This window comes from Paenibacillus sp. FSL F4-0122, from assembly GCF_038002845.1.
GTDB classification, from domain to species: domain Bacteria; phylum Bacillota; class Bacilli; order Paenibacillales; family Paenibacillaceae; genus Paenibacillus_AQ; species Paenibacillus_AQ odorifer.
Genome location: NZ_JBBODI010000001.1, coordinates 157,824 through 182,399, shown reverse-complemented (window position 1 = coordinate 182,399; position 24,576 = coordinate 157,824). Strand labels below are relative to the sequence as shown.

The 24,576-nt window shown below is 45.8% G+C and carries 25 protein-coding genes; 15 read left to right on the top strand and 10 right to left on the bottom strand.

Features of this window, described 5'->3' with window-relative positions; genetic code table 11:
- Nucleotides 1-61: 61 nt before the first annotated feature.
- Nucleotides 62-637 (bottom strand): hypothetical protein, encoded by a 576-nt coding sequence (locus MHH49_RS00785; protein ID WP_076124891.1) that lies wholly within the window; start codon nucleotides 635-637, stop codon nucleotides 62-64.
- Nucleotides 638-832: 195 nt separating this feature from the next.
- Between MHH49_RS00785 and MHH49_RS00780 the strand changes: the two genes are divergently transcribed.
- Entirely contained in the window at nucleotides 833-1,114 is a 282-nt protein-coding gene (locus tag MHH49_RS00780) for a hypothetical protein (protein WP_076281023.1), read from the top strand.
- An 88-nt stretch (nucleotides 1,115-1,202) separates the two neighbouring features.
- Here the strand turns inward: MHH49_RS00780 and MHH49_RS00775 are convergent, their stop codons facing one another.
- The 3 genes from MHH49_RS00775 to MHH49_RS00765 form a co-directional block, all read right to left on the bottom strand.
- Nucleotides 1,203-1,847: a hypothetical protein gene (locus MHH49_RS00775; protein ID WP_341137833.1), complete on the bottom strand. Its 645-nt coding sequence runs from the start codon at nucleotides 1,845-1,847 to the stop codon at nucleotides 1,203-1,205.
- Between the two features lie 149 nt (nucleotides 1,848-1,996).
- Entirely contained in the window at nucleotides 1,997-2,137 is a 141-nt protein-coding gene (locus MHH49_RS00770; RefSeq protein WP_169744755.1) for a hypothetical protein, read from the bottom strand.
- Between the two features lie 143 nt (nucleotides 2,138-2,280).
- Nucleotides 2,281-3,114, bottom strand: a complete 834-nt coding sequence (locus MHH49_RS00765; protein WP_341031934.1) for a hypothetical protein — start codon at nucleotides 3,112-3,114, stop codon at nucleotides 2,281-2,283.
- Nucleotides 3,115-3,415: 301 nt separating this feature from the next.
- On the opposite strand from MHH49_RS00765, the gene MHH49_RS00760 reads away from it, so the two are divergent.
- Nucleotides 3,416-4,750 (top strand): DRTGG domain-containing protein, encoded by a 1,335-nt coding sequence (locus MHH49_RS00760; protein WP_036678878.1) that lies wholly within the window; start codon nucleotides 3,416-3,418, stop codon nucleotides 4,748-4,750.
- Nucleotides 4,751-4,872: 122 nt separating this feature from the next.
- Here MHH49_RS00760 and MHH49_RS00755 read toward each other — a convergent pair whose 3' ends face one another.
- The 3 genes from MHH49_RS00755 to MHH49_RS00745 form a co-directional block, all read right to left on the bottom strand.
- Entirely contained in the window at nucleotides 4,873-5,193 is a 321-nt protein-coding gene (locus tag MHH49_RS00755) for a YtpI family protein (RefSeq protein ID WP_341137832.1), read from the bottom strand.
- Nucleotides 5,194-5,276: 83 nt separating this feature from the next.
- A complete protein-coding gene (locus tag MHH49_RS00750; RefSeq protein ID WP_038569663.1) occupies nucleotides 5,277-5,777 on the bottom strand; it encodes a DUF4044 domain-containing protein in 501 nt (166 codons plus the stop codon).
- 5 nt (nucleotides 5,778-5,782) lie between these two features.
- Nucleotides 5,783-6,106: a YtrH family sporulation protein gene (locus tag MHH49_RS00745; RefSeq protein WP_036678886.1), complete on the bottom strand. Its 324-nt coding sequence runs from the start codon at nucleotides 6,104-6,106 to the stop codon at nucleotides 5,783-5,785.
- A 141-nt stretch (nucleotides 6,107-6,247) separates the two neighbouring features.
- On the opposite strand from MHH49_RS00745, the gene MHH49_RS00740 reads away from it, so the two are divergent.
- The 6 genes from MHH49_RS00740 to pyk all read left to right on the top strand — a co-directional run bounded on the left by MHH49_RS00740 (nucleotide 6,248) and on the right by pyk (nucleotide 14,517).
- Complete coding sequence (locus MHH49_RS00740) at nucleotides 6,248-9,889, top strand: DNA polymerase III subunit alpha (protein ID WP_341070440.1); 3,642 nt, start codon at nucleotides 6,248-6,250, stop codon at nucleotides 9,887-9,889.
- Between the two features lie 74 nt (nucleotides 9,890-9,963).
- Nucleotides 9,964-10,464, top strand: a complete 501-nt coding sequence (locus MHH49_RS00735; RefSeq protein WP_076100096.1) for a phosphatidylglycerophosphatase A family protein — start codon at nucleotides 9,964-9,966, stop codon at nucleotides 10,462-10,464.
- 146 nt (nucleotides 10,465-10,610) lie between these two features.
- Nucleotides 10,611-10,799, top strand: coding sequence for a hypothetical protein (locus tag MHH49_RS00730; RefSeq protein WP_036678895.1), 189 nt, complete (start codon nucleotides 10,611-10,613; stop codon nucleotides 10,797-10,799).
- Nucleotides 10,800-10,871: 72 nt separating this feature from the next.
- Complete coding sequence (gene accD / locus MHH49_RS00725; protein WP_036678897.1) at nucleotides 10,872-11,765, top strand: acetyl-CoA carboxylase, carboxyltransferase subunit beta; 894 nt, start codon at nucleotides 10,872-10,874, stop codon at nucleotides 11,763-11,765.
- Nucleotide 11,766: 1 nt separating this feature from the next.
- Nucleotides 11,767-12,768 (top strand): acetyl-CoA carboxylase carboxyltransferase subunit alpha, encoded by a 1,002-nt coding sequence (locus MHH49_RS00720; RefSeq protein ID WP_036678900.1) that lies wholly within the window; start codon nucleotides 11,767-11,769, stop codon nucleotides 12,766-12,768.
- A gap of 330 nt (nucleotides 12,769-13,098) precedes the next feature.
- Nucleotides 13,099-14,517, top strand: a complete 1,419-nt coding sequence (gene pyk / locus MHH49_RS00715) for a pyruvate kinase (protein ID WP_038569666.1) — start codon at nucleotides 13,099-13,101, stop codon at nucleotides 14,515-14,517.
- A 185-nt stretch (nucleotides 14,518-14,702) separates the two neighbouring features.
- On the opposite strand, the gene MHH49_RS00710 is transcribed toward pyk, so the two are convergent.
- Nucleotides 14,703-15,404 (bottom strand): G1 family glutamic endopeptidase, encoded by a 702-nt coding sequence (locus MHH49_RS00710; protein ID WP_256717582.1) that lies wholly within the window; start codon nucleotides 15,402-15,404, stop codon nucleotides 14,703-14,705.
- 127 nt (nucleotides 15,405-15,531) lie between these two features.
- Between MHH49_RS00710 and MHH49_RS00705 the strand changes: the two genes are divergently transcribed.
- From MHH49_RS00705 to MHH49_RS00695, 3 genes are read left to right on the top strand one after another with little or no spacing between them, the layout of a single operon-like run.
- On the top strand, nucleotides 15,532-16,716 hold the full coding sequence (locus tag MHH49_RS00705; protein WP_036678905.1) for an MFS transporter: 1,185 nt from the start codon (nucleotides 15,532-15,534) through the stop codon (nucleotides 16,714-16,716).
- Between the two features lie 39 nt (nucleotides 16,717-16,755).
- Nucleotides 16,756-17,283, top strand: coding sequence for an acyl-CoA thioesterase (locus tag MHH49_RS00700; protein ID WP_038569667.1), 528 nt, complete (start codon nucleotides 16,756-16,758; stop codon nucleotides 17,281-17,283).
- Nucleotides 17,280-17,678 (top strand): FxsA family protein, encoded by a 399-nt coding sequence (locus tag MHH49_RS00695; protein ID WP_036678910.1) that lies wholly within the window; start codon nucleotides 17,280-17,282, stop codon nucleotides 17,676-17,678. The genes MHH49_RS00700 and MHH49_RS00695 overlap by 4 nt, the downstream gene beginning before the upstream one ends.
- 89 nt (nucleotides 17,679-17,767) lie before the next feature.
- Here the strand turns inward: MHH49_RS00695 and ytvI are convergent, their stop codons facing one another.
- Complete coding sequence (ytvI, locus tag MHH49_RS00690; RefSeq protein WP_340939732.1) at nucleotides 17,768-18,877, bottom strand: sporulation integral membrane protein YtvI; 1,110 nt, start codon at nucleotides 18,875-18,877, stop codon at nucleotides 17,768-17,770.
- A gap of 397 nt (nucleotides 18,878-19,274) precedes the next feature.
- Here ytvI and citZ point away from each other — a divergent pair, with 397 nt between their 5' ends.
- The 4 genes from citZ to MHH49_RS00670 all read left to right on the top strand — a co-directional run bounded on the left by citZ (nucleotide 19,275) and on the right by MHH49_RS00670 (nucleotide 23,406).
- Nucleotides 19,275-20,387 carry a citrate synthase gene (citZ, locus tag MHH49_RS00685; RefSeq protein ID WP_036678915.1) on the top strand — a complete coding sequence of 371 codons (1,113 nt, stop codon included), beginning with the start codon at nucleotides 19,275-19,277 and terminating at the stop codon, nucleotides 20,385-20,387.
- 147 nt (nucleotides 20,388-20,534) lie between these two features.
- Nucleotides 20,535-21,830 (top strand): NADP-dependent isocitrate dehydrogenase, encoded by a 1,296-nt coding sequence (gene icd / locus MHH49_RS00680; protein ID WP_339211720.1) that lies wholly within the window; start codon nucleotides 20,535-20,537, stop codon nucleotides 21,828-21,830.
- 78 nt (nucleotides 21,831-21,908) lie between these two features.
- Nucleotides 21,909-22,850 carry a malate dehydrogenase gene (mdh, locus tag MHH49_RS00675; RefSeq protein WP_038569673.1) on the top strand — a complete coding sequence of 314 codons (942 nt, stop codon included), beginning with the start codon at nucleotides 21,909-21,911 and terminating at the stop codon, nucleotides 22,848-22,850.
- 127 nt (nucleotides 22,851-22,977) lie between these two features.
- Nucleotides 22,978-23,406: a hypothetical protein gene (locus MHH49_RS00670; protein WP_036678923.1), complete on the top strand. Its 429-nt coding sequence runs from the start codon at nucleotides 22,978-22,980 to the stop codon at nucleotides 23,404-23,406.
- A gap of 76 nt (nucleotides 23,407-23,482) precedes the next feature.
- On the opposite strand, the gene MHH49_RS00665 is transcribed toward MHH49_RS00670, so the two are convergent.
- The gene (locus tag MHH49_RS00665) at nucleotides 23,483-24,421 is read right to left on the bottom strand and encodes an AraC family transcriptional regulator (RefSeq protein ID WP_080742451.1); all 939 of its coding nucleotides are present in this window, start codon (nucleotides 24,419-24,421) and stop codon (nucleotides 23,483-23,485) included.
- Nucleotides 24,422-24,576: the final 155 nt, after the last annotated feature.

The window sequence follows — 24,576 nt, the reverse complement described above, 5'->3', positions numbered from 1 at the left end:
GTGGCTCTGGAAACACCCTCTTTCTTATGGATGTGGCTATATGGCTAGCCCCAACCTCAACCTAATCTTGTTTACCTTCGACTGCGCAGAGAAGAATACCAGCTGCCAAACCTAAGCGGCGATCAAGCTTGCCTTTTCGATCCTCCGAGAAGTCAGCCATAATTTTGGTGACAAATGGATTGAAATTTTGCTTGAATGCAGGGATCGTAGTATCATCCATCTCGATATTATATTTCTGCGGAATAATAGCGATGAAGCGGCGCAGTAGAGCCATCGCGGTGCTGTCTTCCTTGATTTTTCCGATTTCCTGATCATGACGGTCAAGAATAATCCATTCATCCTTCAAAATAGATTTGAGACCCTTACGTCGAAAAGCACCAATATGCTCACCGGACTCTGTATCGTGTACATCATAAGTAGCACTAAAATCGACCACGTTGCGGGCTTTTATGCGCAGAAGCTCCTTCTGCATGGACTCATCCGTATAAAGTGCAATGTCTTCTTTAAGCTTGAACGCTTTCATTTGCGAATAGAGCACAAGCTGCTCAGAGCTATCAAAAATATGAAGTTTCGCACCCATGATCGAAAATACTTTTTTGCGAATTATGTATTCGGTATGATTATAAGCTGCATTCAATTCAAAAACGCCTCCCTAAATGAAATCATCATCTCATATATAAGCATCTCTTGCTATATAAATGCTAACCTTTTATACAAAATTTTGAAAAGTTATATATTTTTTAATGGACTTGTCTCATATTACGGGCCTCATGTTCATAGAGTAGAGATATAGATTCAATCGAATATCCTGTCTACGAAGGAGCTGTTATTAATGAGAAAAAGAAACAAGTTCAAACACGGTGTCTATCTGTTGCTGGCGTTGGCCATGCTTTTGTATGCACTGCCGAAGCTTTCGCTTGCGAATGGACCGAGCTGGGTGTTTGGTTTTGGAGTCGTCTGGTCACTTTTTGCGTTTATGGTCATTGCGGCACATTTGCATTTTATTATCGGGGTTGATGAAGAAAAGTCCAAACGTTTGGAAGCTGTGCGAAAAGCAAAGCTGGAGCAATGGCAGACAAAGTGGAATGAAGAAACTAGAGTTTCGCAAAGATAATAGAGTTGACATCGGATACTAAAAAGCTAGATTAGCTTCAGGTCTCTCGAATAAGCGCGGCAATCGTGCAAAGAGAGGCAAAAATGCCTTAGAATGCCGCGCAAATCGTAAAAGTAGCCAAAAGAGAAGTATAAATACCGTAGAATGCCGCGCAAATCGTAAAAGTAGCCAAAAGAGAAGTATAAATACCGTAGAATGTTGCGCAAATCGTAAAAGTAGCTAAAAGAGAAGTATAAATACCGTAGAATGCCGCGGAAAGCGTAAAAGTAGCTAAAAGAGAAGTATAAATACCGTAGAATGCCGCACAAAACGCACAAGTACCCAAAAGAAAGGTATAAATCCCGTAGAATGCCGCGCAAATCGCACAAGTAGCCAAAAGAGAGGTATAAATCCCGTAGAATGTCGCGCAAATCGCACAAGTACCCAAAAGAGAGGTATAAATACCGTAGAATGCCGCGCAAAGCGTAAAAGTAGCCAAAAGAGAAGTATAAATACCGTAGAATGCCGCGCAAATCGTAAAAGTAGCCAAAAGAGAGGTATAAATACCGTAGAATGCCGGGCAAAACACCAAAGTAGCCAAAAGAAAGGTATAAATACCGTAGAATGCCGGGCAAAACGCAAAAGTAGCTAAAAGAGAAGTATAAATACCGTAGAATGCCGGGCAAATCGTAAAAGTAGCCAAAAGAGAAGTATAAATACCGTAGAATGTCGCACAAAACGCATAAGTAGCCAAAAGAGAAGTATAAATACCTCAGAATGCCGAGCCAAGCGCAAAAGTCACACAAAGAGGCATACAAAAAAGACACACTCATACGAAAAAGCCCACTAGCCTAAGCAGTGGGCTTTAATATGCCCCCTGCATTGCTTGCAGGGGGTTAAATGTTATTTTTCACCCGTAAAAGGATTGATCTCATTGGTGAGATCTCTTCCAGCCTTCTTTTCTTCGGCAGATATCCGTTTACCAAGAGCCGCGTAATACCACACTGCAGGAACGAGGACCGCGAGTATAAAAAGAAATTGCATAAGCTCAGCTCCTTTCACGTCGATAGTATAAACTTTTTTCCTGATCGTAGAGAGGATGGACATAATCCTACCATCCTACCATCCGACTATCATCCGACCATCATCCGACCATCCCATCCACGTGTTAAGCAAAAACAATCCGATTACTTTTTACTGACCGAGCATTGAACTTCAAATACATAACTGGCGCTTCCCTGAGGCCATCTTGCATGGATGATATATAGGTGTCTGCCGCTACCTGCTGCGAGTTGAAAACTGTTTTTGTCCACGGAAAGGGCTTCGTCCGGTCGTTCCTCACCAGGAAATGAAGCCATAACCTCCATCTCCTTGGGTGCATATGAGAATTCGAGTTCTACCTGATCACCGCTGATGGCTTTGGGATGTACCTTCTGTTTGGAAACCAGCTCATCGTAAGAAGCCATATCCACACATACGCCTTTGCCATTGTCGGTCCAGCAATAAGAGCCTTGAATAGCCTCGAACTGCTCACCGCCAACAGTAACTTGAACGCTTGGGGGCTGTGGGTTAGCAGTGTCTTCTGATGAATTCTTATCTTCATTAAAAGTTGATTGAAACAAGTCCAATAGATCCTTTTTGCTGGTATCTGACAGGCGATAGTGGCCCATTTGTCCTGATTTAATGAGTAACCCATTGTTACTTCCGACGATCCAAAAAGAGAATTCATAACTTATGCCATCCTTCATGTTCACAGTGGTTCTGTAATCGCTGGAAGCAATATCTAGTTGTCCTCTATCATATTCAGCAGTAGTTATGGCTTGAACGAAACGTTCAAAGGAGGATGTATCCGAAATAGTGGCCATTGGCTGTTTTTTCTCAATTAAGTTGATAGAAACTATATTATTTGCATCCAGCTCTATCTGGTCTGCTTGTTTTATTTCGTTTCCCGTATTTCCACAGCCGACCAGTCCTATGAAAAGCAAAGTAAGGGCAAGTAGTAATAAAGCGGTCTTGTTCATATCTTCAATGCTCCCTTTACACATTCTTTAATTCTCAGACTATAAAAAAGAGGAAAAGGTTGCTAAATAAAGGCAGCGAATTTTTAAGGTCAGCTTAAAACGCATCAGAGATATTCAGTTTCAAAAAATTCGATTTTAAGGTGGTTTTCAAACCTGCTATGTGGCAATACCTACCTTAATCGTAGATTGTGTAAGGAGAGTGAAATTCGAATCCGAAGCTTATGAATCGGTTGTACTGAGCCATTCTATCGTTGTATAATAGGTACAGTATAGTACAGATCGGAGCATGGGGGTGTAACAGTTGGAAGGTCAAGGCGATGCGATTACTAAACACGAGCAACTGCTGCAGCATATTGAAAGTCTTAAGGTAGGCACCAAAATATCTGTTCGCAAGCTCGCCAAAGAAATGTTAGTCAGCGAAGGGACTGCTTACCGTGCAGTGAAGGAAGCTGAGAATCTCGGGATAGTCATCACGAAGGAACGGATTGGTACAGTTCGTGTAGAAAAGAAACCTCGGAACATTTCAGAGCAGCTGACGTTTGGCGATGTAGTTGATATTGTTGAAGGGCATGTGCTTGGCGGGGCAAGTGGACTAAATAAACATCTGCATAAATACGTGATCGGGGCGATGAAGGTCGATGCGATGATCCGTTATATAGACGCTGACAGTCTGTTGATTGTGGGTAACCGTGATGATGTTCACTCTCTGGCGCTGGAGCAGGGTGCAGGGGTTCTGGTGACAGGGGGCTTCGGGACGAGCCGTGAAGTGAAGGCATTGGCAGACGAGCTGGATCTTCCCATTATTTCTTCGAGACATGACACGTTTACCGTCGCTTCAATGATTAACCGTGCTATTTTTGATAGATTGATAAAGAAAAAAATTATGCTGGTAGAGGATATTATCGACAGCAAACCGCGCCTGAATACGTTAAAAATCTCTAGCACCGTCGGCGAGCTACGACAGGTTTCTGAGGAAACTGGAGAGCAGCGCTTTCCCGTTACGGATGAATGGAACCGAGTCATTGGCATTATCGGTCGCCGTGATGTAGAGGAATTGACGGAAGGGCAGATCATTGAAAAAGCGATGATTCGCAGTCCGGTTACGGCTGCACTGCAAACCTCACTAGCCTCCGCGGCCCAGATCATGATGTGGGAAGGCGTGGATTTTCTGCCCATAGTGGACCGTAACCGCAAACTGGTAGGCTCCCTAACCCGTAAAGAAGTGCTGCAAAGCTTACGCGATGTTCGGAACCAACCTCAGCTGGGAGAGACTTTTGATCATCTCATTTGGAATGGTTTTGCGGATGAGCGGGACGAAGAGGGACGATTGTTCTTCCATGGCTTTATTACGCCGCAGATGGCCACGGATCTTGGGACGATTTCTGAAGGAATATTGTCTACGCTTATGACGCTTTCGGCATTTAAAGCAGCTAAGGATATCACAGGAAATGATTATGTACTAGATAATATGTCCACTTATTTTATCCGACCGGTACAGATCGAACACGCGATCATTGTAATGCCGAGACTGCTCGAAATCAGCCGTCGTACCTGTAAGCTTGAAATTGAGATCAGCCACTCGGATACTCTGGTAGCCAAAGCTGTTCTGATGCTGCAATCCATTGATCATGGCTAAAAGATGGTTTGCTAGCTGGATAGCATCCGGTAAATAGGATCGTATACATGCTAAATAGACTGCCCTCATCATTGAAAGAGAGGGGAGTCTATTTTATTCTTTCTATTCCGCCAGAGCAGCAGCTAGGCTTTTGACTGGTGTTGTTCCTGGCTACGGCTACGGCTGTAAAAACTATAGCTGCGTAGACCCGAGAAGATGTTGAACGCACCAATCAGCAGAAAGGCAGCTTCAACAATGATATTAACGGTAGAGCCGCGAAACAAAAACATGGATATCAAGGATAGCGTTACGAGCATAGCACCGAGCATCACATTCATGACGGAGCGTTTCAGCCCTTTATCTTGGGGATTTAAGGTACGGCGGAAGGATATGCTGAACACAGCGGCACCGATTACAAAGATCACCAGCAGGATAAACAATAAATACTTGATAAATAAAACCATGGACAGCCAGCTCCTTTATCGTGTCTTGCAGTAGCCAAGAAGTAATTTCCACGTCTGTCCATTATTGTATCACACGATGGCTGTCAGCTGCGCTTAAAAGGACTGATTTCTACCCAGATTTGCAGGACGCCTTCCATGACGAGCATGGTTCGGATTTTGACAGAGTATTCCTTGTCACGCACAATGTATAGCTTGCCATCCAACAGCAGTCTAACCAGTTTGCTGTCAGTATCAATATCGAACATGCTGCGGCCGCGCATCGGTTCCAGATCTGAGCCCATTTGGCTTATGATTAATTTTACAGTTACGGGGTCAAGTGGGGTATCTTCTTTGGATTTGCTTTCCTCCGATCGAATTTTGATTTCTCTGATCACGGTTGAGGTATTATTGTATTTTTTGAGTGTCTGAATATCTTTTTGATATTGCTCGATCTGTACACGCAGATCTTGATTATGAAGCCATAATACGTTATATCCTACATGGTAAATAGCATTGTATATGACAGCTCCTACGACGATCCCTAGCATGAATATAGCGGAGATCTGGGTGAATCTGCGAAAACGACTGAATGGTGGAACTCTCACTGGCGTTACCCCCTGCCGCACACCCATTTTACTAGCTCACTGCCCATATGTGCTCCTAGAAAAGCGAAGGCAAGATACATGATTTGTTTGATGGCGGGGGAGAGGTTGCCTCCAATCATGTTACTTTCAATGACCCGTAAGGGGTCCATAGTACCTCCTACAGCGGCTGCTAGTGCCCATATTTTAATCCGATCTGCCACATCCAGCATCGTTTGCGTCGGCGGTTGCAGGGATACAACGGCGCCGATTCCGCCGAGCATAGCTCCGCCAAGCACGATGCCGAAGGCGATAAAGAAGTCGAGGATAGCTTTGCTCATAAAAATGCTCATACAGGCCCCTTCCCGGACGAGGCATTTACAAGCTTTGCCTGTCCTTATGCTCTTAATCCATTGTATGGGCGGGTCCCCCTTTAATATGATAAAATAGTTTCATCTTATGTTTGATTTTTGCAGTAGAGAGGAAGTGGGGTTATGAGCCCTTTCGTGCATTTGCATGTGCACAGCGAATACAGTTTACTGGACGGGGCGGCGCGCATTACCGATCTCGTGCGCCGGGCCGGCGAATACGGCATGAAGTCGCTGGCGCTTACGGATCATGGAGTGATGTACGGGGCCATCCCCTTTTATAAAGCGTGTAAAGAGAATGGAATCAAGCCGATTATTGGCTGTGAAGCTTATTTAACCGCGGGTTCACGCCGTGAGCGGGGCAGTCGAAAAGATCAACCGATCTACCACTTGATTCTGCTCGTCAAGAATGAAACCGGCTACAAGAACCTGATGAAGCTGATCTCTATCGGCCATCTGGAAGGCCATCATTATAAACCCCGGATCGATATGGAAGTGTTGGCAGCTCATTCAGAGGGGATTATCTGCCTTAGTGCTTGTCTGGGCGGAGAAGTGCCGCAGCATCTGCTGCATGGTCGTGATGAGGAGGCGCGAAAGGCTGCGCTGCGATATAAGGCGATTTTTGGCGAAGATTTCTATCTGGAGCTGCAAGACCACGGGATCTCCGAGCAAAAGAGAGTGAATCCCAAGCTGATCGCCCTTGCCGGGGAATGTGAAATTCCACTTGTGGTGACGAATGATGTCCATTATTTGGCGAAGGAAGATGCTGAGGTTCAGGATGTGCTGATCTGCATCGGAACAGGCAAAACGGTGGATGATGAGGAACGTCTCAAGATCGGAACAGATCAGCTGTTTCTAAAAAGCAGCGAGCAAATGGCGGCATTGTTTCCGCATGTGCCGCAGGCTATCGCCAATACCTTATTGATCGCAGAAAAATGTAATTTGGAGCTTACCTTCGGCAATCATATTCTGCCTGCCTATTCTCCGCTCCCTGAAGGCATGGATTCCGCTGCTTATTTGCGTGAGCTGTGCTGGAAGGGGATGGAGGAACGATATATAGATACACCGCAATGGGCTACACCTGAGCAAAGAGAGACGGCTGAGAAGCGTCTCACCTATGAGCTGGGCGTTATCGAGAGTATGGGCTTCAGCGATTATTTTCTAATTGTGTGGGATTTTATTGCTTATTGTCATCGTCAGGGAATTGCTACGGGACCCGGACGGGGATCTTCCGCGGGTAGTCTCACCGCATACTCTTTGCGAATAACTGACGTGGACCCATTGAAATATAACTTGCTCTTTGAACGTTTTCTAAATCCAGAACGGATCACCATGCCGGATATTGATATCGATTTTAGCGATGAACGGCGTGATGAGGTTATTGGTTATGTAGTGGAGAAATACGGCAAAGAACATGTGGCGCAAATTATTACTTTCGGAACTATGGCTGCACGGGCTGCCGTTCGTGATGTAGGCAGGGTGCTGAATTTGCCTTATAACGAGGTAGACAAAGCTGCCAAGCTTATACCTGGACAACTAGGGATCAGCCTTGCCAGGGCGCTGGAGAGTACACCAGATCTTAAAGCACTGTATGATAGCAATCCAAAGATTAAAGGGTTGCTGGATATGGCTATGAAGGTCGAGGGCATGCCCCGCCATGCTTCGACACATGCCGCTGGGGTTGTTATCTCGAAAGGTCCGTTGACCGATGCAGTCCCACTTCAGGAAGGTAACGAAAGTACGGCGTTAACCCAATACTCTATGGAGCATTTGGAGAGCGTCGGGCTGCTGAAAATGGATTTTCTGGGTTTGCGCACGTTGTCGATTATCGAACGCTGCATGAATTCGATTAGTGAAATGAGCGGAAGTGTTCCAGATTTCCGTGTCATCCCAGATCATGATCCAGCTACGTATGAAATGCTTGGTGCTGGTGAGACAACAGGGGTCTTCCAGCTGGAGTCGGCGGGCGTTAGACGAGTACTTAAAGATCTGAAGCCTAACGGCTTTGAAGATATTGTATCGGTTCTAGCGCTGTATCGTCCGGGTCCGATGGAATTTATCCCGAAATATATAGCAGGCAAACACGGTGAGATTGAAGTAGAGTATCCACATTCTGATTTGAAGGCTATTTTAGCGGACACCTATGGGATCATTGTGTATCAGGAACAGATCATGCAGATTGCTTCTCTGATGGCGGGCTTCTCGTTAGGAGAAGCGGATCTGCTCCGTCGAGCGGTCTCTAAGAAAAAACGTGAGACTCTGGATAAGGAACGGAGCCATTTTGTTCAAGGCAGCTTGCAGCAGGGGTATAATGAAACGGATGCGAATGCTGTTTATGATATGATCGTGCGCTTTGCCGATTACGGCTTCCCGCGTGCTCATGCCGCGGCTTACGGAGTGTTGGCTTTCCAGACAGCTTATCTCAAGGCACATTATCCGGTGCAGTTTATGGCGTCTATGTTGACCGCTGTAATGGGCACTCACCGCAAGGTAGCGGAGTATGTGCTGGACTGCCGCCGCACGGGCATCGGCGTGTTGCCGCCGGATGTGAACGAGAGCGGCGTATTGTTTACTCCGGTTCCAGGCGAAGGAACCGGAACCGGGCATATCCGCTTTGGACTCGCAGCCATTAAGAACGTCGGCACGCTGGCAGTGGAGAACATTATGGCGGTCCGCAAGGAGCGTCCGTTCGACAGTCTGCTAGATTTCTGTCGACGTGTGGACCTGCGGGTCTGCAATAAGCGGGTAGTGGAATCATTGCTGCAGGCGGGAGCTTTTGACTGTCTGCCGGGTCACCGCGCCCAGCTGCTGGCTATGCTGGACGAGACGGTTGACGCTGCGCTGAAATGGCGCAAGGAGCGGGATGAGCTGCAAATCCAGCTGTTCGACGATTTGGTGGAGACACCGAACTGGGAAATCCGCTATCCGGATATCCCTAAGTTCACCATTGGCCAGCAGCTGGAGATGGAACGTGAGCTGCTGGGGTTATATCTTTCGGGCCATCCGCTTGATGATAGCGCGGAGCTGCTTGAGGAGCCCGGTATGCAGCGGCTGATGGATCTTGGTGAAGCCGCGGATGAGAGCCAGACGGTTACGGCCGGAATGGTCGTATCCGTTAAGGAAATTACGACGAAGCAAGGAAAATCGATGGCCTTCGTCGAATGGGAAGATCAGATCGAGCGCTGCGAGGTCGTGCTCTTCCCTGAGGTGTGGAAGCGAAGCCGCAGCTTGATTGCCAAGGGCGCGCTGCTGGCCTTGCGCGCCAAGGTGCAGCAGGAAGACGAAGGCTTCAAGCTGCTGGCCGAGGAAGTGGCGCTGCTGTCTGCGGAGGCTCTCCGCGGGCTATTGCAGCGCCGCAGTGCCGCCGCGTCCCGCTCGTACAGCGCGGGACGCTCGGCCTCAGCAGGAGCGCCGCCACGCGGCGCAGCTCCTGCTTCCCGGACCAGCGGTGCCGCCACTGGTCCGGCTGCCAGGCCAGCAGGCGGCACAACGCCGCCTGCAACAACTGCACAGGCCGCGCCAACAACAGCGGCGACCTCAGGCCAGCGTGTCTTTATCAAGATCACGCCGGCCTCAGAGAATGCAGCGTTGCTGTCGCGCCTGAAAGAGCTGCTGCAGAATCATCCCGGTCCAGCTGCGACGCTTCTGTTCTATGAACAGGATCAGAAGCTCCTAGCTCTTAGCGATAATTATCGAATTAAGCCGTCCGAGGAACTTTTCGCGGCGATCGAGGTTATGCTGGGTGCAGGTACGGTAAGAATAAAATAAGAACAATTCTCCCCTTTTCCGCATACATTAGGAAACCACAGGGCACATCCCTGTACGGAAAGGGGAGTCGCAGCATGTCCTATCAAATGGCAGTAGATCTGTTGGAACGCAGAGGTGTAACACTTTCCTCCATTGCTGAAATCGTATATATTTTACAATCGGTTTATTATCCTGGTTTAACTAAGGATGAATGTCTGTCCAGCGTCAAGTCTGTTTTGGGCAAAAGAGAAGTGCAGTATACTTTAATGACAGGTGTTGCTCTTGATGAATTAGCCGAGAAAAAACTGCTTCCACAGCCGCTGCAGGCGGTAATGGAGGCTGATGAATCCCTCTACGGAGCGGACGAGACTCTGGCACTTGGTATAACAGGGGTATATGGGATGATCGGACTGACAGGTTTTGGGTATTTGGACAAAATAAAGCTTGGAATCATTGGTGAACTGAACGATGATAAAGGTAGGATTCATGTGTTCTTGGATGACCTTGTTGCCGGCATTGCTGCCGCCGCTTCCGCCAGAATTGCTCATCGGCATGAAGGGGCAAAAGTATATCCTTTAGGCACGGACAAGGAATAATTGAGCCCCTTTATTTCGTTTGAACAAGTTCCTCAGTCTTGCTTCCTATGCCCTACTCCTGTTGCGGGAAAAAAGAAAACTGTGTTATCATAATTCCATTATACGGGATACGGCTGGGAATTAAGATTGGGGAGGCCTTGCAGGGCATGTGGACGGTAATATATATCGCGCCGACCGCCAGAGTGGCGGATATGATTAAGAGTAAGCTAACAGAAGAAGGTTTTTTGGTAGAATGCCGTCCAATCAATATGTCCAAGCAGCAGTTTGAGATATTGGTTCCTTCAGGTGAACTGGAGGAAGTACAGGAAGTCCTTAATCTTATTCTGCATCCCTGAGTTTCTTACAAGACAAAAGTCATGACAGCGGCAAGCTGCATAACGCAAATAAACGGCTGAAGAGGTGCGGGTGTGTTCAAAGATTTATTTCAGAAGAAACGGAAGTACGCGACTATTCCTTCAGAACGTCTGGAGCGGAGCGGCGGGCCTGCGGAAGGCGAACGCCCCAAACGTGAAATCCCTGAAGGATTAATGAGCAAATGTAATAAATGCGGAACGATCCAGTATAGTAAGGAATTAGAGAAGAACCTAAAGGTATGTCCTACTTGTGGTCACCACATGCGCCTAAATGCTGTGGAGCGCATTGCGATGACATTAGACCCTGAGGGCTTTATTGAGTTTGACAGTGAAATGTATTCTATCGACCCGCTGAAATTTCCGGGTTACGCTTCCAAAGTGGAGCAACAGCAGCTGAAATCTGGACAAACTGAAGCCGTAATTACGGGTCAGGGTTCCATTGGTGGCCATCCAGTCATCGTAGCTGTGATGAATTTTGAATTTTTCTCAGGCAGTATGGGCTCTGTAGTAGGGGAGAAGATCACCCGTGCGATAGAAGAGGCCACGGAGCAACAGCTTCCACTCCTTATTTTCTCTACTTCAGGTGGAGCGAGAATGCAGGAGAGTATTCTTAGTCTAATGCAAATGGCGAAGACCAGCGCTGCGCTGGCTCGTTTTAACGAGGTTGGAGGTCTTTACATCTCGATAATTACGGATCCTACTACCGGTGGAGTATCTGCGAGTTTTGCCAGCCTTGGTGATATAATTATTGCAGAGCCTGGAGCGGTATTTGGTTTCGCAGGACGTATAGTCATTGAGCAGACCATTCGCCAGAAGCTTCCGGATGATTTCCAGACCGCTGAATTTAATCTTCAGCATGGGTTGCTTGATATGGTCGTGCACCGCAAAGAAATGCGCGCTACATTGACTAAAATTTTGGAGCTGCATGACGTGAAAGGGGGATTTTAGGTTGGCAGGAGAGTTGCCTTTTGAAATGCCTCTGGTAGAAATGCGCAAGAAGATTGCTGAACTGAAGCAGTTTGGCGAAGAGAAGGGTATTGATTTTACGGACGAGGTAGCTAGGCTGGAAGAACGATACCGTGTGCTGGAGGAAGAGATATATTCTAATATTTCTCCTTCGCAAAAAATGCATTTGGCTAGACATCAAGGACGTCCGACTTCCCTTGATCTTATGGGGCAGATCTTCACAGATTTTATTGAGCTCCACGGTGATCGGATGTTTGGGGATGATCTTGCTATTGTAGGCGGCATCGGTAAACTAAATGGGTTGCCGGTTACAGTTATTGGCCAGCAGCGCGGTAAAGACACCAAAGAGAATATTTTACGATTCTTCGGCAGTGCACACCCTGAGGGCTTCCGTAAAGCGCTGCGTCTGATGCAGCAAGCGGACAAGTTCAAACGTCCCATTATTACCTTCGTGGATACGAAAGGTGCATACCCAGGCAACACAGCCGAGGAAAGAGGTCAATCCGAAGCGATTGCCCGTAATTTACGCGAGATGTCTCAGTTTGGTGTCCCTGTAATCTGTGTGGTCATCGGTGAAGGCGGAAGCGGTGGCGCCCTGGCATTGGCGGTTGGGAATAGAGTGCTCATGCTGGAACATGCCATTTATTCGGCGATATCTCCAAACGGAGCGGCCTCTATTCTGTGGAAGGATGCTTCGAAGGCTGATCAAGCGGCAGAAGCCATGAAGATAACGGCTGCTGATCTGCTTGAGATGGAAGTTATAGAAGAGATCGTACCAGAGCCTAAAGGCGGCGCTCATCGGGATTACGAAGCAACGGCAGCGGCGATTAAGGATGCATTATGGCGGCATCTGCAGGAGCTAACCCAGATGAACTCAGTGGAATTGAAGGATGATCGATACCGTAAATTCCGTAAAATTGGTGAGTTTGCAGAGGCTCAGCAGGAACAAATTTTCATTGAAGAAGAAGTGAAGTCAGAAGTGTAAAAGTGCAAAATCATTTGCACTTTAAGACATATAGCTATACTTAGTGGGTCTTTTGGATATAGTGTAAAATATACAATTTATTGGAATTAAAATAATCTCGATCCACTAACGGGATTATTTTAATTTTTTTTATGTTTACAGAAAATTCGACTTAAAGTTACACCCAAAAGTGCCTACAACATTGATTTTGTGTCTGGTTTGCAGTAATATTCATAAGGGCGTACTTAAAGGCACATGTGACAAAGTTCCTATTTTATTAGTTAGCCTTGTAGTAGATTTTGTAGTTGGAAAAAGTGAGACAGAGAGAACGAAAAAACGGAGGAAAACCTAATGCGGAAAAGTAAAATTGTATGTACGATCGGACCTGCGAGTGAATCGTTGGAGAATATCAAAAAATTGATTTTGGCTGGTATGAATGTGGCCCGTCTGAATTTCTCCCACGGCGATTTCGAAGAGCACGGTGCTCGGATCAATACGATCCGTCAAGCATCTAAGGAACTGAACAAAACAGTTGCTATCCTGCTCGATACTAAAGGACCGGAGATTCGCACAGGCAAGCTGGAAGTAGAACCGATTGAACTTGTTCAGGACGAGTACCTGACACTGACTACGGAAGAGATCCTTGGTAATCAAGATCGTATTTCCATCACGTACAGCGAACTTCCTAACGATGTTCAAGTAGGATCCACAATCCTTATTGATGACGGTCTGATTGGTTTGACAGTTGTCGACATTCAAGGTACAGAAATCAAGACCCGTATTGTAAACGGTGGTACGATTAAGAGCAAGAAGGGCGTTAACGTACCAGGAGTAAACATCTCCTTGCCGGGTATTACGGAAAAAGACACCAACGATATTCTTTTTGGTATCGAACAGGACATCGATTTTATCGCCGCTTCCTTCGTTCGCAAAGCTAGCGACGTTCAGGAAATTCGTGAGCTGCTTGAGAAAAACAACGCTTCTCACATCCAAATCATTTCCAAAATCGAAAACCAACAAGGTGTTGACAACCTTGATGAAATTTTAGAAGCTTCTGACGGCCTGATGGTTGCTCGTGGTGACCTTGGTGTTGAAATCCCAGCTGAAGATGTACCTTTGGCTCAAAAATTGATGATTCAAAAATGTAACGTTGCTGGTAAACCAGTTATCACAGCTACACAAATGTTGGATTCCATGCAACGCAACCCACGTCCTACTCGCGCTGAAGCAAGTGACGTAGCAAACGCTATTTTAGATGGAACAGATGCAATCATGCTTTCCGGAGAAACTGCTGCTGGTAAATATCCAGTAGAATCCGTACTTACAATGTCCCGCATTGCTGAGAAAGCGGAATCCGCTCTGAACCACCATGAAATCTTCATGAAACAACAAACTGCACAAGAAACTACAGTTACAGAAGCAATCAGCCAATCCGTTGCAATTTCTGCTTTGGATCTGAACGCTAAGGCTATCATTTCTTCGACTGTAACAGGTCATACTGCACGCGTTGTTTCCAAATACCGTCCTAAAGCACCAATCATTGCCGTTACAACACAAGAAAGAACTATGCGTCAATTGTCCCTCGTTTGGGGCGTAACGCCAGTGTTCGGACAAGTTGCATCTTCCACAGATGAGCTGCTGGAAACAGCAATCAAAGGTGGTAAGGATTCCGGTCTGGTTCAAACTGGTGACCTAGTTGTGATTACTGCAGGAATTCCACTTGGACGTTCTGGTTCCACTAACTTGGTAAAAGTAAGCACAATCGAGTAGTTTTCGACTGGCTTCACCTGTTTAACAGGTTCCATAGAGCTTAATTAAAGGGTTGTCTCAACTGTAGTGTAAATCTACAAGCGAGGCAGCCCTTTTTTCGTGTTTATCAACATATTCGATTGAAGATTATGTTAAATCCATTTATGCTGTTAGTAACAAATCTTGAATGACAGGTTCGAGAATTTTTATTTGGGGTATGTTCGTTTGACAGTAAAAGAATCCCCACGATGGTTTGGACAAGAAGGAACGGCGATAGTAGCGTTATTTTGCACCATGATTCCTCCCATATTTAGGGTAAGCCTCGGACTTTTGCCATTAATTCGACAGCAATAGAAGCAAGTAGGGGAGACGCGCGCCAGCTTTGCGATCGAGCCGTCTACCTCGGGAGCCTCCATAATCCATTCACCAGAGGTTTGTGGTCCGTTGTATCGCTGCAATGTTCGAAAAATCCAATTTCGGCTCAAATTGCGGAGCGTAATCGTCCATTTGTTGCGGCCTACCTTCGTGATGTTAGCTTTTATATGGTCTCCAGGGCTCACTGGAAGGGGAATTACCGTTTCAACATCAGGTAGGATTTCCCACCAAGCGTAATACCGGGCACGACCATTTACGAATTCATGGCCTGTTCCCGTTTGGATCAGGCTGCTGTTCTTGAAACCGTCGATTCCAATCCAAGCAGAGGAATAGGAAGGTTTAGAGGTTGGTTTTACGGAGGGAACGATCCATTCGCCGGCAATGCGGTTAAGGGTCCCCTTTTTTCCAGTGATTGTATACCCGCTCCAGTTTGTTGAAGACCAGCCGAAGCCGGAGCTTTGAAATTTGTTCGCATTAGATTTGTCTTTTAGACATGGATGATTGACCCGAATAGAATTTTGTTTATCATTCAACTTGTCCACCGCCTTTATAGTACTGCTATATTAAATGCGGTGATTACATAGGAAGTACGGGTGTTCTGCTAAAATATAAGAGAGTGCAATGCTTGATTAAGAAGCTGGAGAGGATTTGTAGCTTAAAATGGAAAAATTATCGAAGCTGCGTGGCTTTTATCTGTTTTTAGGATTGGCCGGTGGTTCATTTGGCTCATATCTAACGCTGCTGCTTGTACACAATGGACTTGATAGCGGGCAAATAGGTATACTAATGGCAACAGGCACGCTAATTGCGATCACGATTCAGCCAATATGGGGAATTGTCTCGGATCGGTATAATCAGACACGTTTGGTACTAATCCTAAGTGTGGCGATACCGGCTTTATTAGCGGTCTTTTACCGTTCGGAATATTTTATAGTGTTACTGCTGGTGTATACCCTCTCAACAATCTTTTCCTCAACACAGGCGCCTATAGCCGATTCTTACGCGATTTCAGCGGCGAAGAGGGCTGGGGCTACTTATGGTAGTATAAGGCTTATGATGAGCATTGGAGCGGCTGTGGGAGCCTATTTAGGCGGATTGTATGTATCGTCCTTCTCTGTATCCACGATATGGCTGCCCTTTCTTATGTTTAATCTAATAGCGGTTCTTATTGCATTGACGCTGCCGAAGCAGGCAGAAGAGAATCATATGATGCGGCAATCGTTTTCTCAGGGGGTTAAAAAGCTGCTGGGGAATCGGGTGTTCCTAGCGTTTTTGGGTGGCAGTTTTCTTGTGAACCAGACGATGACTGCTTTTGGAACCTACTTCGTTATCGCGTTTCAGTCGGTTGGAGGTTCAACTCGTTATGCAGGAATTGCGCTTTTTCTCGCATCTGTAACGAACGTGCCCTCCATGCTGTTTGCTTCCAAGGTAATCAAAAAGCTGGGTCGCGAGCGGACGCTGCTCCTTGGTGCACTTATTTATGTCTTGCGGTGGGGCATTCAGGTGGCATTCCCTTATCCATCCGTAATGATTGGAGTGCAGGTACTGCATGGTCTGTCATTCGGGTTCTTTTATATTGCTGCCGTTGAATATGTATCTCAGATCACCTCTAACGAGATGCAGGCGACTGGGCAAAGTGTTTTTAATATGGTGTTCTCGGGTTTTGCCGGTGTTGTTGGCAATTTATTAAATGGATTCTTGCTCAATCAAGGCGGTGTAGAAGTGATGAACCTGTCTTGTATGTTGAGTTCAATCGCAGGAGCGATGCTGCTATTTTATGTCGCCAGAAGCTCCCGAAGCAAACTATCAACGACAAAGCTATCTTCAGACGGGGCCAGGGCATAAAGCTCTCCCTGCTGCCTATGCCGAAAGGAGTATTTATAAATGGAATTACAGCAAGACGGCTTGCGAAGCCGGTGGTATGAATCGACCCTGCGTGTTCGATACCAGGAAAGTGATCAGATGGGCGTTGTGTATCATGCGAATTATTTGAACTGGTTTGAGTCTGGCCGTACGGAGTTGTTACGTCAGCTTGGCTTTACTTATCGTGAGCTTGAGAATCAGGGAGTGCTGCTTCCTGTTACCTCAGCCGATTTGCAATTTAAAAGTCCGGCGCGATATGATGATCTTATCTCCGTGTATGCGCGAATGACTACCTTTTCGGCGTTAAGAGTCGCATTTGAGTATCAGGTGCGGAGGCTCTCGGAAGCAGAAGGTAGGAATTTAGAGGGTTCAGCGGCTACTTTGGGACAATTGCGGTCGATGGACCTCCCCGGGGAACTGCTGGTTACCGGCTCGACAAATCATGTTTGGGTGAATCGAGAATGGAAGCCTGCCAGGCTGGATAGAGCCCTTCCGGAGCTGTTTCACGCGATTAAAGGAGCGCTGCGGGAAGAAAGGGGTTCTGTATGATTAGAAGCAAATGGTTGTGGGCTGCATTATTTATCATTCCTGCCGTGGAATTATTCGGCTTTATCTTTGTAGCAGATCAGCTTGGAGCATTCAAAACGCTGCTGCTTATGTTGACCACCTCGGTTATCGGTTTATTGATGATGCGTTTCGAAGGGAATAAGGTGCTGCAAGACAGCAGAACACATATGCAGGAGGGACGCGTTCCTGGCCGGACGATGCTGGATGGCCTATGCATTTTTTTCGGGGGCTTACTGCTGATCTTACCTGGTTTCGTAACGGATATTGTAGGTTTCTCCTTGGTGTTTCCGTTGACTCGGCCTTTGTATCGTATATTTTTGCTGAAGTGGATTGAGAAAAAGATGAAAAACGGCACCTTCACTTTTTACCGCCGCTAGTTATAATCAAAACAAAAACAGAGCGGATCCCCGTCATTGATAGGGATCCGCTCTGTTTTGCTATTCTAGGAATTGTAGGGTATTGTTTATTATCTTAGTCTTCCGCTGACAATATAGCTGTGTAACGCGTGAAATACACCTGCTCGGTTAAAGGCTACAAGGATAACTAGAATAACGGGACCGATGATCAGCCCAAGCATGCCGAACAGCTGCAAACCTGCAAACATACCGACCAGCATAGCAAGGGGATCAAGCCCAATGCTGCTGGCGAGCACTTTCGGCTCAAGCACTTGGCGGGTTATAAGGATAACGGCATATAGGATAGTAAGTCCGATCCCCAGTGCCAGATTGTCTGTCATGTAAGAGTATAAAGCCCAGGGAATCATTACGATTCCAACCCCTAAATAAGGCAGCAGATCCACAAAACCAATCATTAAGCCAATAGCGAAAGCAGATTTTACACCCAAGAGCAGCAACCCGATCACGACAATGACCGCTGTAATCGAGATGAGGATTAGCTGAGCCCGGAGATAGCCGAAGAGAGCTTTTCGCAGATCCCGCCAGATATCCGATACAGGCTTTAAGAACGGTGCTGGCAGCCAGCTTGTGAGTTTAGCATTATGTCTTTCCCAGCTAGTACTAATAAAAAAGGCAGCGAGAACGACCACGATAAGAATTGTACCCATACTGGGTAGAGCAGAGATCAGCTTTAAGATCACATTAAAAAATCCGGTCACCACTTGCGTAACTGCGTAACCAACTGTTTCCGTTGTTCTGCTGATATTGCTGTCAATGGTGGCGTGATAGTCAGGATTGTCGCGATGATTTATCTGGTTAATGATATTCTGTATGCTTGCATTCTGGCTCAAAGACAGCAGAAGATCTCTCCATTGGTCCGTATGAAGATTAAAGGTCTGCAGCAGCACGATCAATTCTTTCACTAGCCTTGTAATCATCGCGGTCAGTACTAGTGCGGTTCCGCCTATGTAAAATAGCAGCGAGAGCGACACTGCGAGCCACGCTGGGAGCTTAAGACCTTTAAGAATCAACACTAGTGGATGCATGATATAAGCGAGCAACCAAGCGAGCAGGAGGGGGTATAACAGCGGAAGCAATAAATAGATTGCCAGCAGGAGGATAGAGGTAGCCAGAACGACCCACAGGCCGCGCAGCAGTCTTTTTAATGCTAATCGGTCCATACGAAGATCTACACCTCCTTCATTCCTGCGGATGCAGGGGAATAAAAGCTCGTCTTCATATATATTCATAGAACGTATTTAAAGACTAGGAAACGGGATAAATATTGGGCTGAACCGGATGCTATAAACTAAAATCTCAACTGTGAATCAAGGGTTTAGAAGTTTTTTTCTATCTCTGTGATAAAATCATTTGATGCGCTGCAAAGCTTCCACATTGTTCACATAACCGACAAAATCCAGTATGATGAATAAAGATTCGATTACGAAAGTCAGACAACATCCTCGCCGGATATGTCCTTGAACTGCACTTATTAGATTTTTCAATGCTTTAAATTGGAAATGTTTTCATGAAACCGAGAATGCTTTTTATACCTTGTTGGCAAAGGAGAGATATGCTATGACAGCTACCAAAGGCTTGGAAGGTATCGTTGCAACAACTTCATCCATTAGCTCTATTGTGGATGGGGTACTCACTTACCGTGGTTATGATATTGATGATCTCGCAGAAAATGCTACCTTCGAAGAAACCGCTTATTTATTGTGGTTTGGCAGTCTACCAACAACACCAGAGCTGGAAGCGCTCAAACGGGATTTCAGTGCTTTCGCACGGATTCCTGAGCCAGTTATCGAGCAAATGAAGCTCTATCCAAAAGACACCAACACCATGGCAGCATTGCGGACTGCTGTATCAAGCCTTGCTCTCTATGATGAAGCGGCTGACGATATGAGTAGAGAAGCTAACGAGATTAAAGCAGTAAAACTACAGGCTCAGCTCCCGACGGTTGTGGCAGCCCTATCGCGTATTCGCAAAGGTCTGGAACCTGTGGCTCCTAAAGAAGGCGTCTCGATTGCCGAGAACTTCCTGTATATGCTATGGGGAAAAGAGCCTGACAGTGTATCTGTTAAAGCGCTTGATACCGCACTTGTGCTTCATGCGGACCATGAGCTGAATGCTTCAACTTTTGCAGGCCGGGTTACGGTTGCAACCTTGTCCGATATTTATTCAGGCGTAACCTCTGCTATCGGTGCACTCAAGGGTCCACTTCACGGTGGGGCGAATGAAGCCGTTATGAAGATGCTTGAAGAGATCGGAAGTTTGGAAGCGGTTGAACCTTATATTCGTAAGAAGCTGGATAACCGTGAGAAGATCATGGGCTTCGGCCATAGAGTATACAAAAATGGTGATCCACGTGCTAAACATCTGATGAAAATGTCACTTGAACTTGGCACAATGAAGAATGATACTACGCTGTATGATATGTCCGTAAATATCGAGGAATTGATTACCGGACAAAAGGGACTTAAACCAAATGTTGATTTCTATTCGGCATCAGTTTATACACAGCTGGGTATTGAACGTGAGCTGTTCACTCCTATCTTTGCAATTAGCCGGACTTCAGGCTGGACTGCGCATATTCTGGAGCAATATACAGATAACCGTATTATCCGGCCACGTGCAGAATACACAGGTATGATTGAACAGAAATACGTTCCAGTAGACGAAAGATAGAAGGGCAGCCTTGCAGGCTGCTCCTAAAGTTTAGTAGAATGAACCCTAGAATATATGCAATAATGCATATTCATACGTAGAGAGTTTTGTTCGAGGCTTGTCCATGAGAAATTAAATCCCACAAAACTTTAGGAGGAATACACTCAAATGTTGAAACTAGAAAAATTCGATCTGCCAACAGAAGGCGAACAAATCACAATTAAAGATGGTAAACTGCAGGTTCCTAATCATCCAATCATTCCTTTTATCGAGGGTGACGGCACAGGCCGTGATATTTGGAAGGCTTCCAAACGCGTACTTGATGCAGCAGTAACTAAAGCTTATGGCGGCAAAAAGCAAATCGCTTGGTACGAAGTTTTTGCTGGCGAAAAAGCCTTCAATACATATGGCGAATGGCTGCCAAATGATACATTGGAGGCAATCCGTGAATATTTTGTAGCTATTAAAGGTCCGCTTACGACTCCAATCGGAGGCGGTATTCGTTCATTGAACGTAGCTTTGCGTCAAGAGTTGGATTTGTACGTATGTCTGCGTCCAGTTCGTTATTTCGAAGGGGTTCCTTCTCCTGTTAAACGTCCTGAGCTGGTGGATATGGTTATTTTCCGTGAGAATACGGAGGATATTTATGCAGGGATTGAATATCAAGAAGGTTCTGCTGAAGTGAAGAAAGTCATCGAATTCCTGCAAAAAGAGATGGGAGTTAACAAAATCCGTTTCCCTGAAACTTCTGGTATTGGTATCAAACCAGTATCCTCCGAAGGTTCGAAACGTTTGGTGCGCGCTGCGATTGAATATGCGATCAAACACGGACGCAAGAGCGTAACGCTTGTGCACAAAGGAAACATCATGAAGTTCACTGAAGGTGCCTTCAAAAACTGGGGTTATGAAGTTGCTGAGCAAGAGTTCGGAGATAAGGTCTTCACTTGGAATCAATATGATGTGATTAAAGAACGTGAAGGTGAAGCTGCTGCCAATGCTGCTCAGAAGGATGCTGAAGCTGCAGGCAAAATCATCATCAAGGATGCCATTGCGGATATCGCATTGCAACAAGTTCTGACTCGTCCGACTGATTTTGATGTTATTGCTACCTTGAACCTGAACGGGGACTACCTGTCTGACGCGCTTGCTGCGCAAATCGGCGGTATCGGTATCGCTCCTGGAGCGAACATTAACTATATTTCTGGACATGCGATTTTTGAAGCCACTCATGGCACCGCACCTAAATATGCAGACAAAGATGTTGTGAACCCTGGTTCCGTGATTCTGTCCGGTGTAATGTTGCTGGAGCATCTGGGCTGGCAGGAAGCAGCAGATCTGATTTATAAAGGTATGGAAACAGCTATTAATAACAAGACCGTGACTTATGACTTTGCCCGCCTGATGGAAGGCGCAACTGAACTGAAATGCTCTGCATTTGCCGACGAGATTATTAATCACCTCTAAGAGACTGGCTCAACCAACTGAATATATTGAAGTTTAGCTAATACAAGCTATACCGACACCGTTCTAGGAGGAGAATCCTTGGCAATCAAACGTTATAAAATTACAGTTGTAGGTGCCGGTTTTACTGGTGCTACTACAGCTCTTATGCTTGCTCAAAAGGAGCTTGGTGACGTTGTGCTGCTTGATATCCCACAAATGGAGAACACTACCAAGGGGAAGGCACTAGATATGCTGGAAGCAGGTCCTGTACAGAAATTTGACAGTCAAATTACAGGAACCTCAAGCTATGAAGATGCTGCGGATTCAGATATTGTAATCATCACTGCAGGGATTGCCCGTAAACCTGGAATGAGTCGCGATGATCTCGTGAACACCAATGCAGGTATTGTGAAGTCGGTATGCGAGAACATAAAACGTGTAGCACCAGATTCCATTGTAATCATTCTGAGCAATCCAGTTGACGCTATGACCTATGCGGCATTTAATGCGCTGGGTTTTCCGAAGAGTCGCGTAATTGGACAATCCGGAGTGCTGGATACAGCCCGCTATAACACGTTTATTGCACAAGAGCTGAAGGTATCCGTTGAAGATGTACGTGGTTTCGTATTAGGCGGACATGGCGACGATATGGTACCGCTCGTAAGGTATTCCAGTGTCGGTGGCATCCCAATTGATACATTGATATCTGCGGAGCGTATTGATGAGATTGTGCAACGTACACGTGTGGGTGGCGGAGAGATTGTTAACCTCTTAGGAAATGGTAGTGCTTATTATGCACCAGCGGCTTCTTTAGTTCAGATGGCGGAAGCTATCTTGAAGGACAAAAAACGGATCATTCCGGTTATCGCCTTGCTCGAAGGAGAATATGGCTATGATAACCTGTTCATGGGTGTTCCGGCGTTACTTGGTGCCAATGGTATCGAGAAGATTTTTGAACTGGAGCTTACAGCTGAGGAAAAAGCGGCTTTAGATAAGTCTGCTGAGTCCGTGCGTAGCGTAACAGCTGTAATAACTGTATAGATTGTGACAGAGGTATGAAGAAACCCCCATTTTGTTTACTTAAAATGGGGGTTTCCTTTTCTTCTTAAGCAATAATGGGTATAATTAAATGTAACTATTATCACAGTTAAATCGGAGGAGATATGTTATGGATTGGAACGTTTTGTTTTTCTTACATATGATCGGAACCTTGGCACTTGGCTTCTACCTTGTGCTACCCTTCATTCTAGGACGTGCAGAGAAACTGTCGTCTGGGGCGAAAGAAGGAACTTTAAGTGCCGTAACCGGATTTAATCGTTTTGCGCAGTATGGATTGGTGATCCAACTCCTTACAGGCGGTTATATGATGACCAAAGGTGATTATTCAGTAGCGTGGATGATTATTGTTGTTGTGTTACTGCTAGCGATGTTTGCGCTTGGCGGTATTATGAGCAAGCCTTTGCGTCTTGCAGCAGCTGGAATTCGTGAGAACCGCGACGTTAGCGCAGAGACTGGCAAATTGCGCACACTTAGTGCACTGCTTACGGTGTCATTGCTATTGATGGTATTCTTCATGGTGTTTAACGACATAGTTTAACTTACAGCGAATTATACCCGCCTCCGTAATGGAGAGCGGGTTTTTCGTATGTTCCGGTGATTTATCTTCATAAACGTTAATCCCTGATAGGATTAGTATAAGATTTCGGCCGGTAGTTTAAGGGAGAAACACCCGTCCATCGCTTGAATTGTCGGCTGAAGTGGCTCTGGGAAGCAAACCCGAGTTGTTCAGAAATCATCTGTATTTTTAAATCGGTATGAAGCAGTAAATGTTTTGACTTCTTTAATCTTAGGTTAGTTATGTACTGCCTAGGAGATATCTTATACACCTTTGTAAACAACTTATGGCACTGCACCCGACTTAAGCAAAGCTGCTCAGCAATCAAATTAACCGTGAGCTCCGGTAAATGAATATTGGCTGCAATATATTTTTCGATCTGATGAGCAGTTTCCACCTCGTACAAAGAGTTTGCTTGTCTCGCTGTGTTGGAATTCTCTGAATTCGAGAGCTGTACATCAATGAGTTCAGTCAAAATCATCAGAATGATCGCTTGCAAACGAAGCCTTTCTTTTACAAGGATCATTTCTTCAATTTCCTCGGGAAATCCAGTGGATGCCGTCCTGGCGAGAATATTGTTCTTAATAAATTCATCCAAATGTTCCAACTGGTGATTTAATCCCGAACGCTGCATTTGTTGGTTATTCCATTTCTGTACAGCCTGAGATTGAAACCATTCACGAAACTTTAAATCGTCAATATCGAAATGAAAGGAGAGGTAGATATAGTTGCTCAGGCCTGAATTAACTACATAATGACGTAAGCCAGGCGGAATGATTAACCAATCCCCTTTACCAAAGGCGATGGAGCTTCCTTCTACATATTGATGGGAGTTGCCATCGTAGCAATACAATAGTTCGAAGATTTTGTGATGATGATCAGGGTATGCCCACCCAGATTCTGCTACACGATAATGAACACCGATCAACTGCAGTGTACTTATAATGTTCGGAAAGCTGACTTTGTAAGCGATAGGAGTTCTCCTCCTTAGGATCAATAGGGATGTTCTTAATTATATCAAGGATACCTATACATATGACCGTTTTGCAGTGTGAGCCGTTGATCAATTCCAAGTTTTACGTTACAAAAGGTCAAAAAAAAGAATGAAATCATCATTTGAATCACTTTAGAGAAAAGGGATAATGGAGGAAC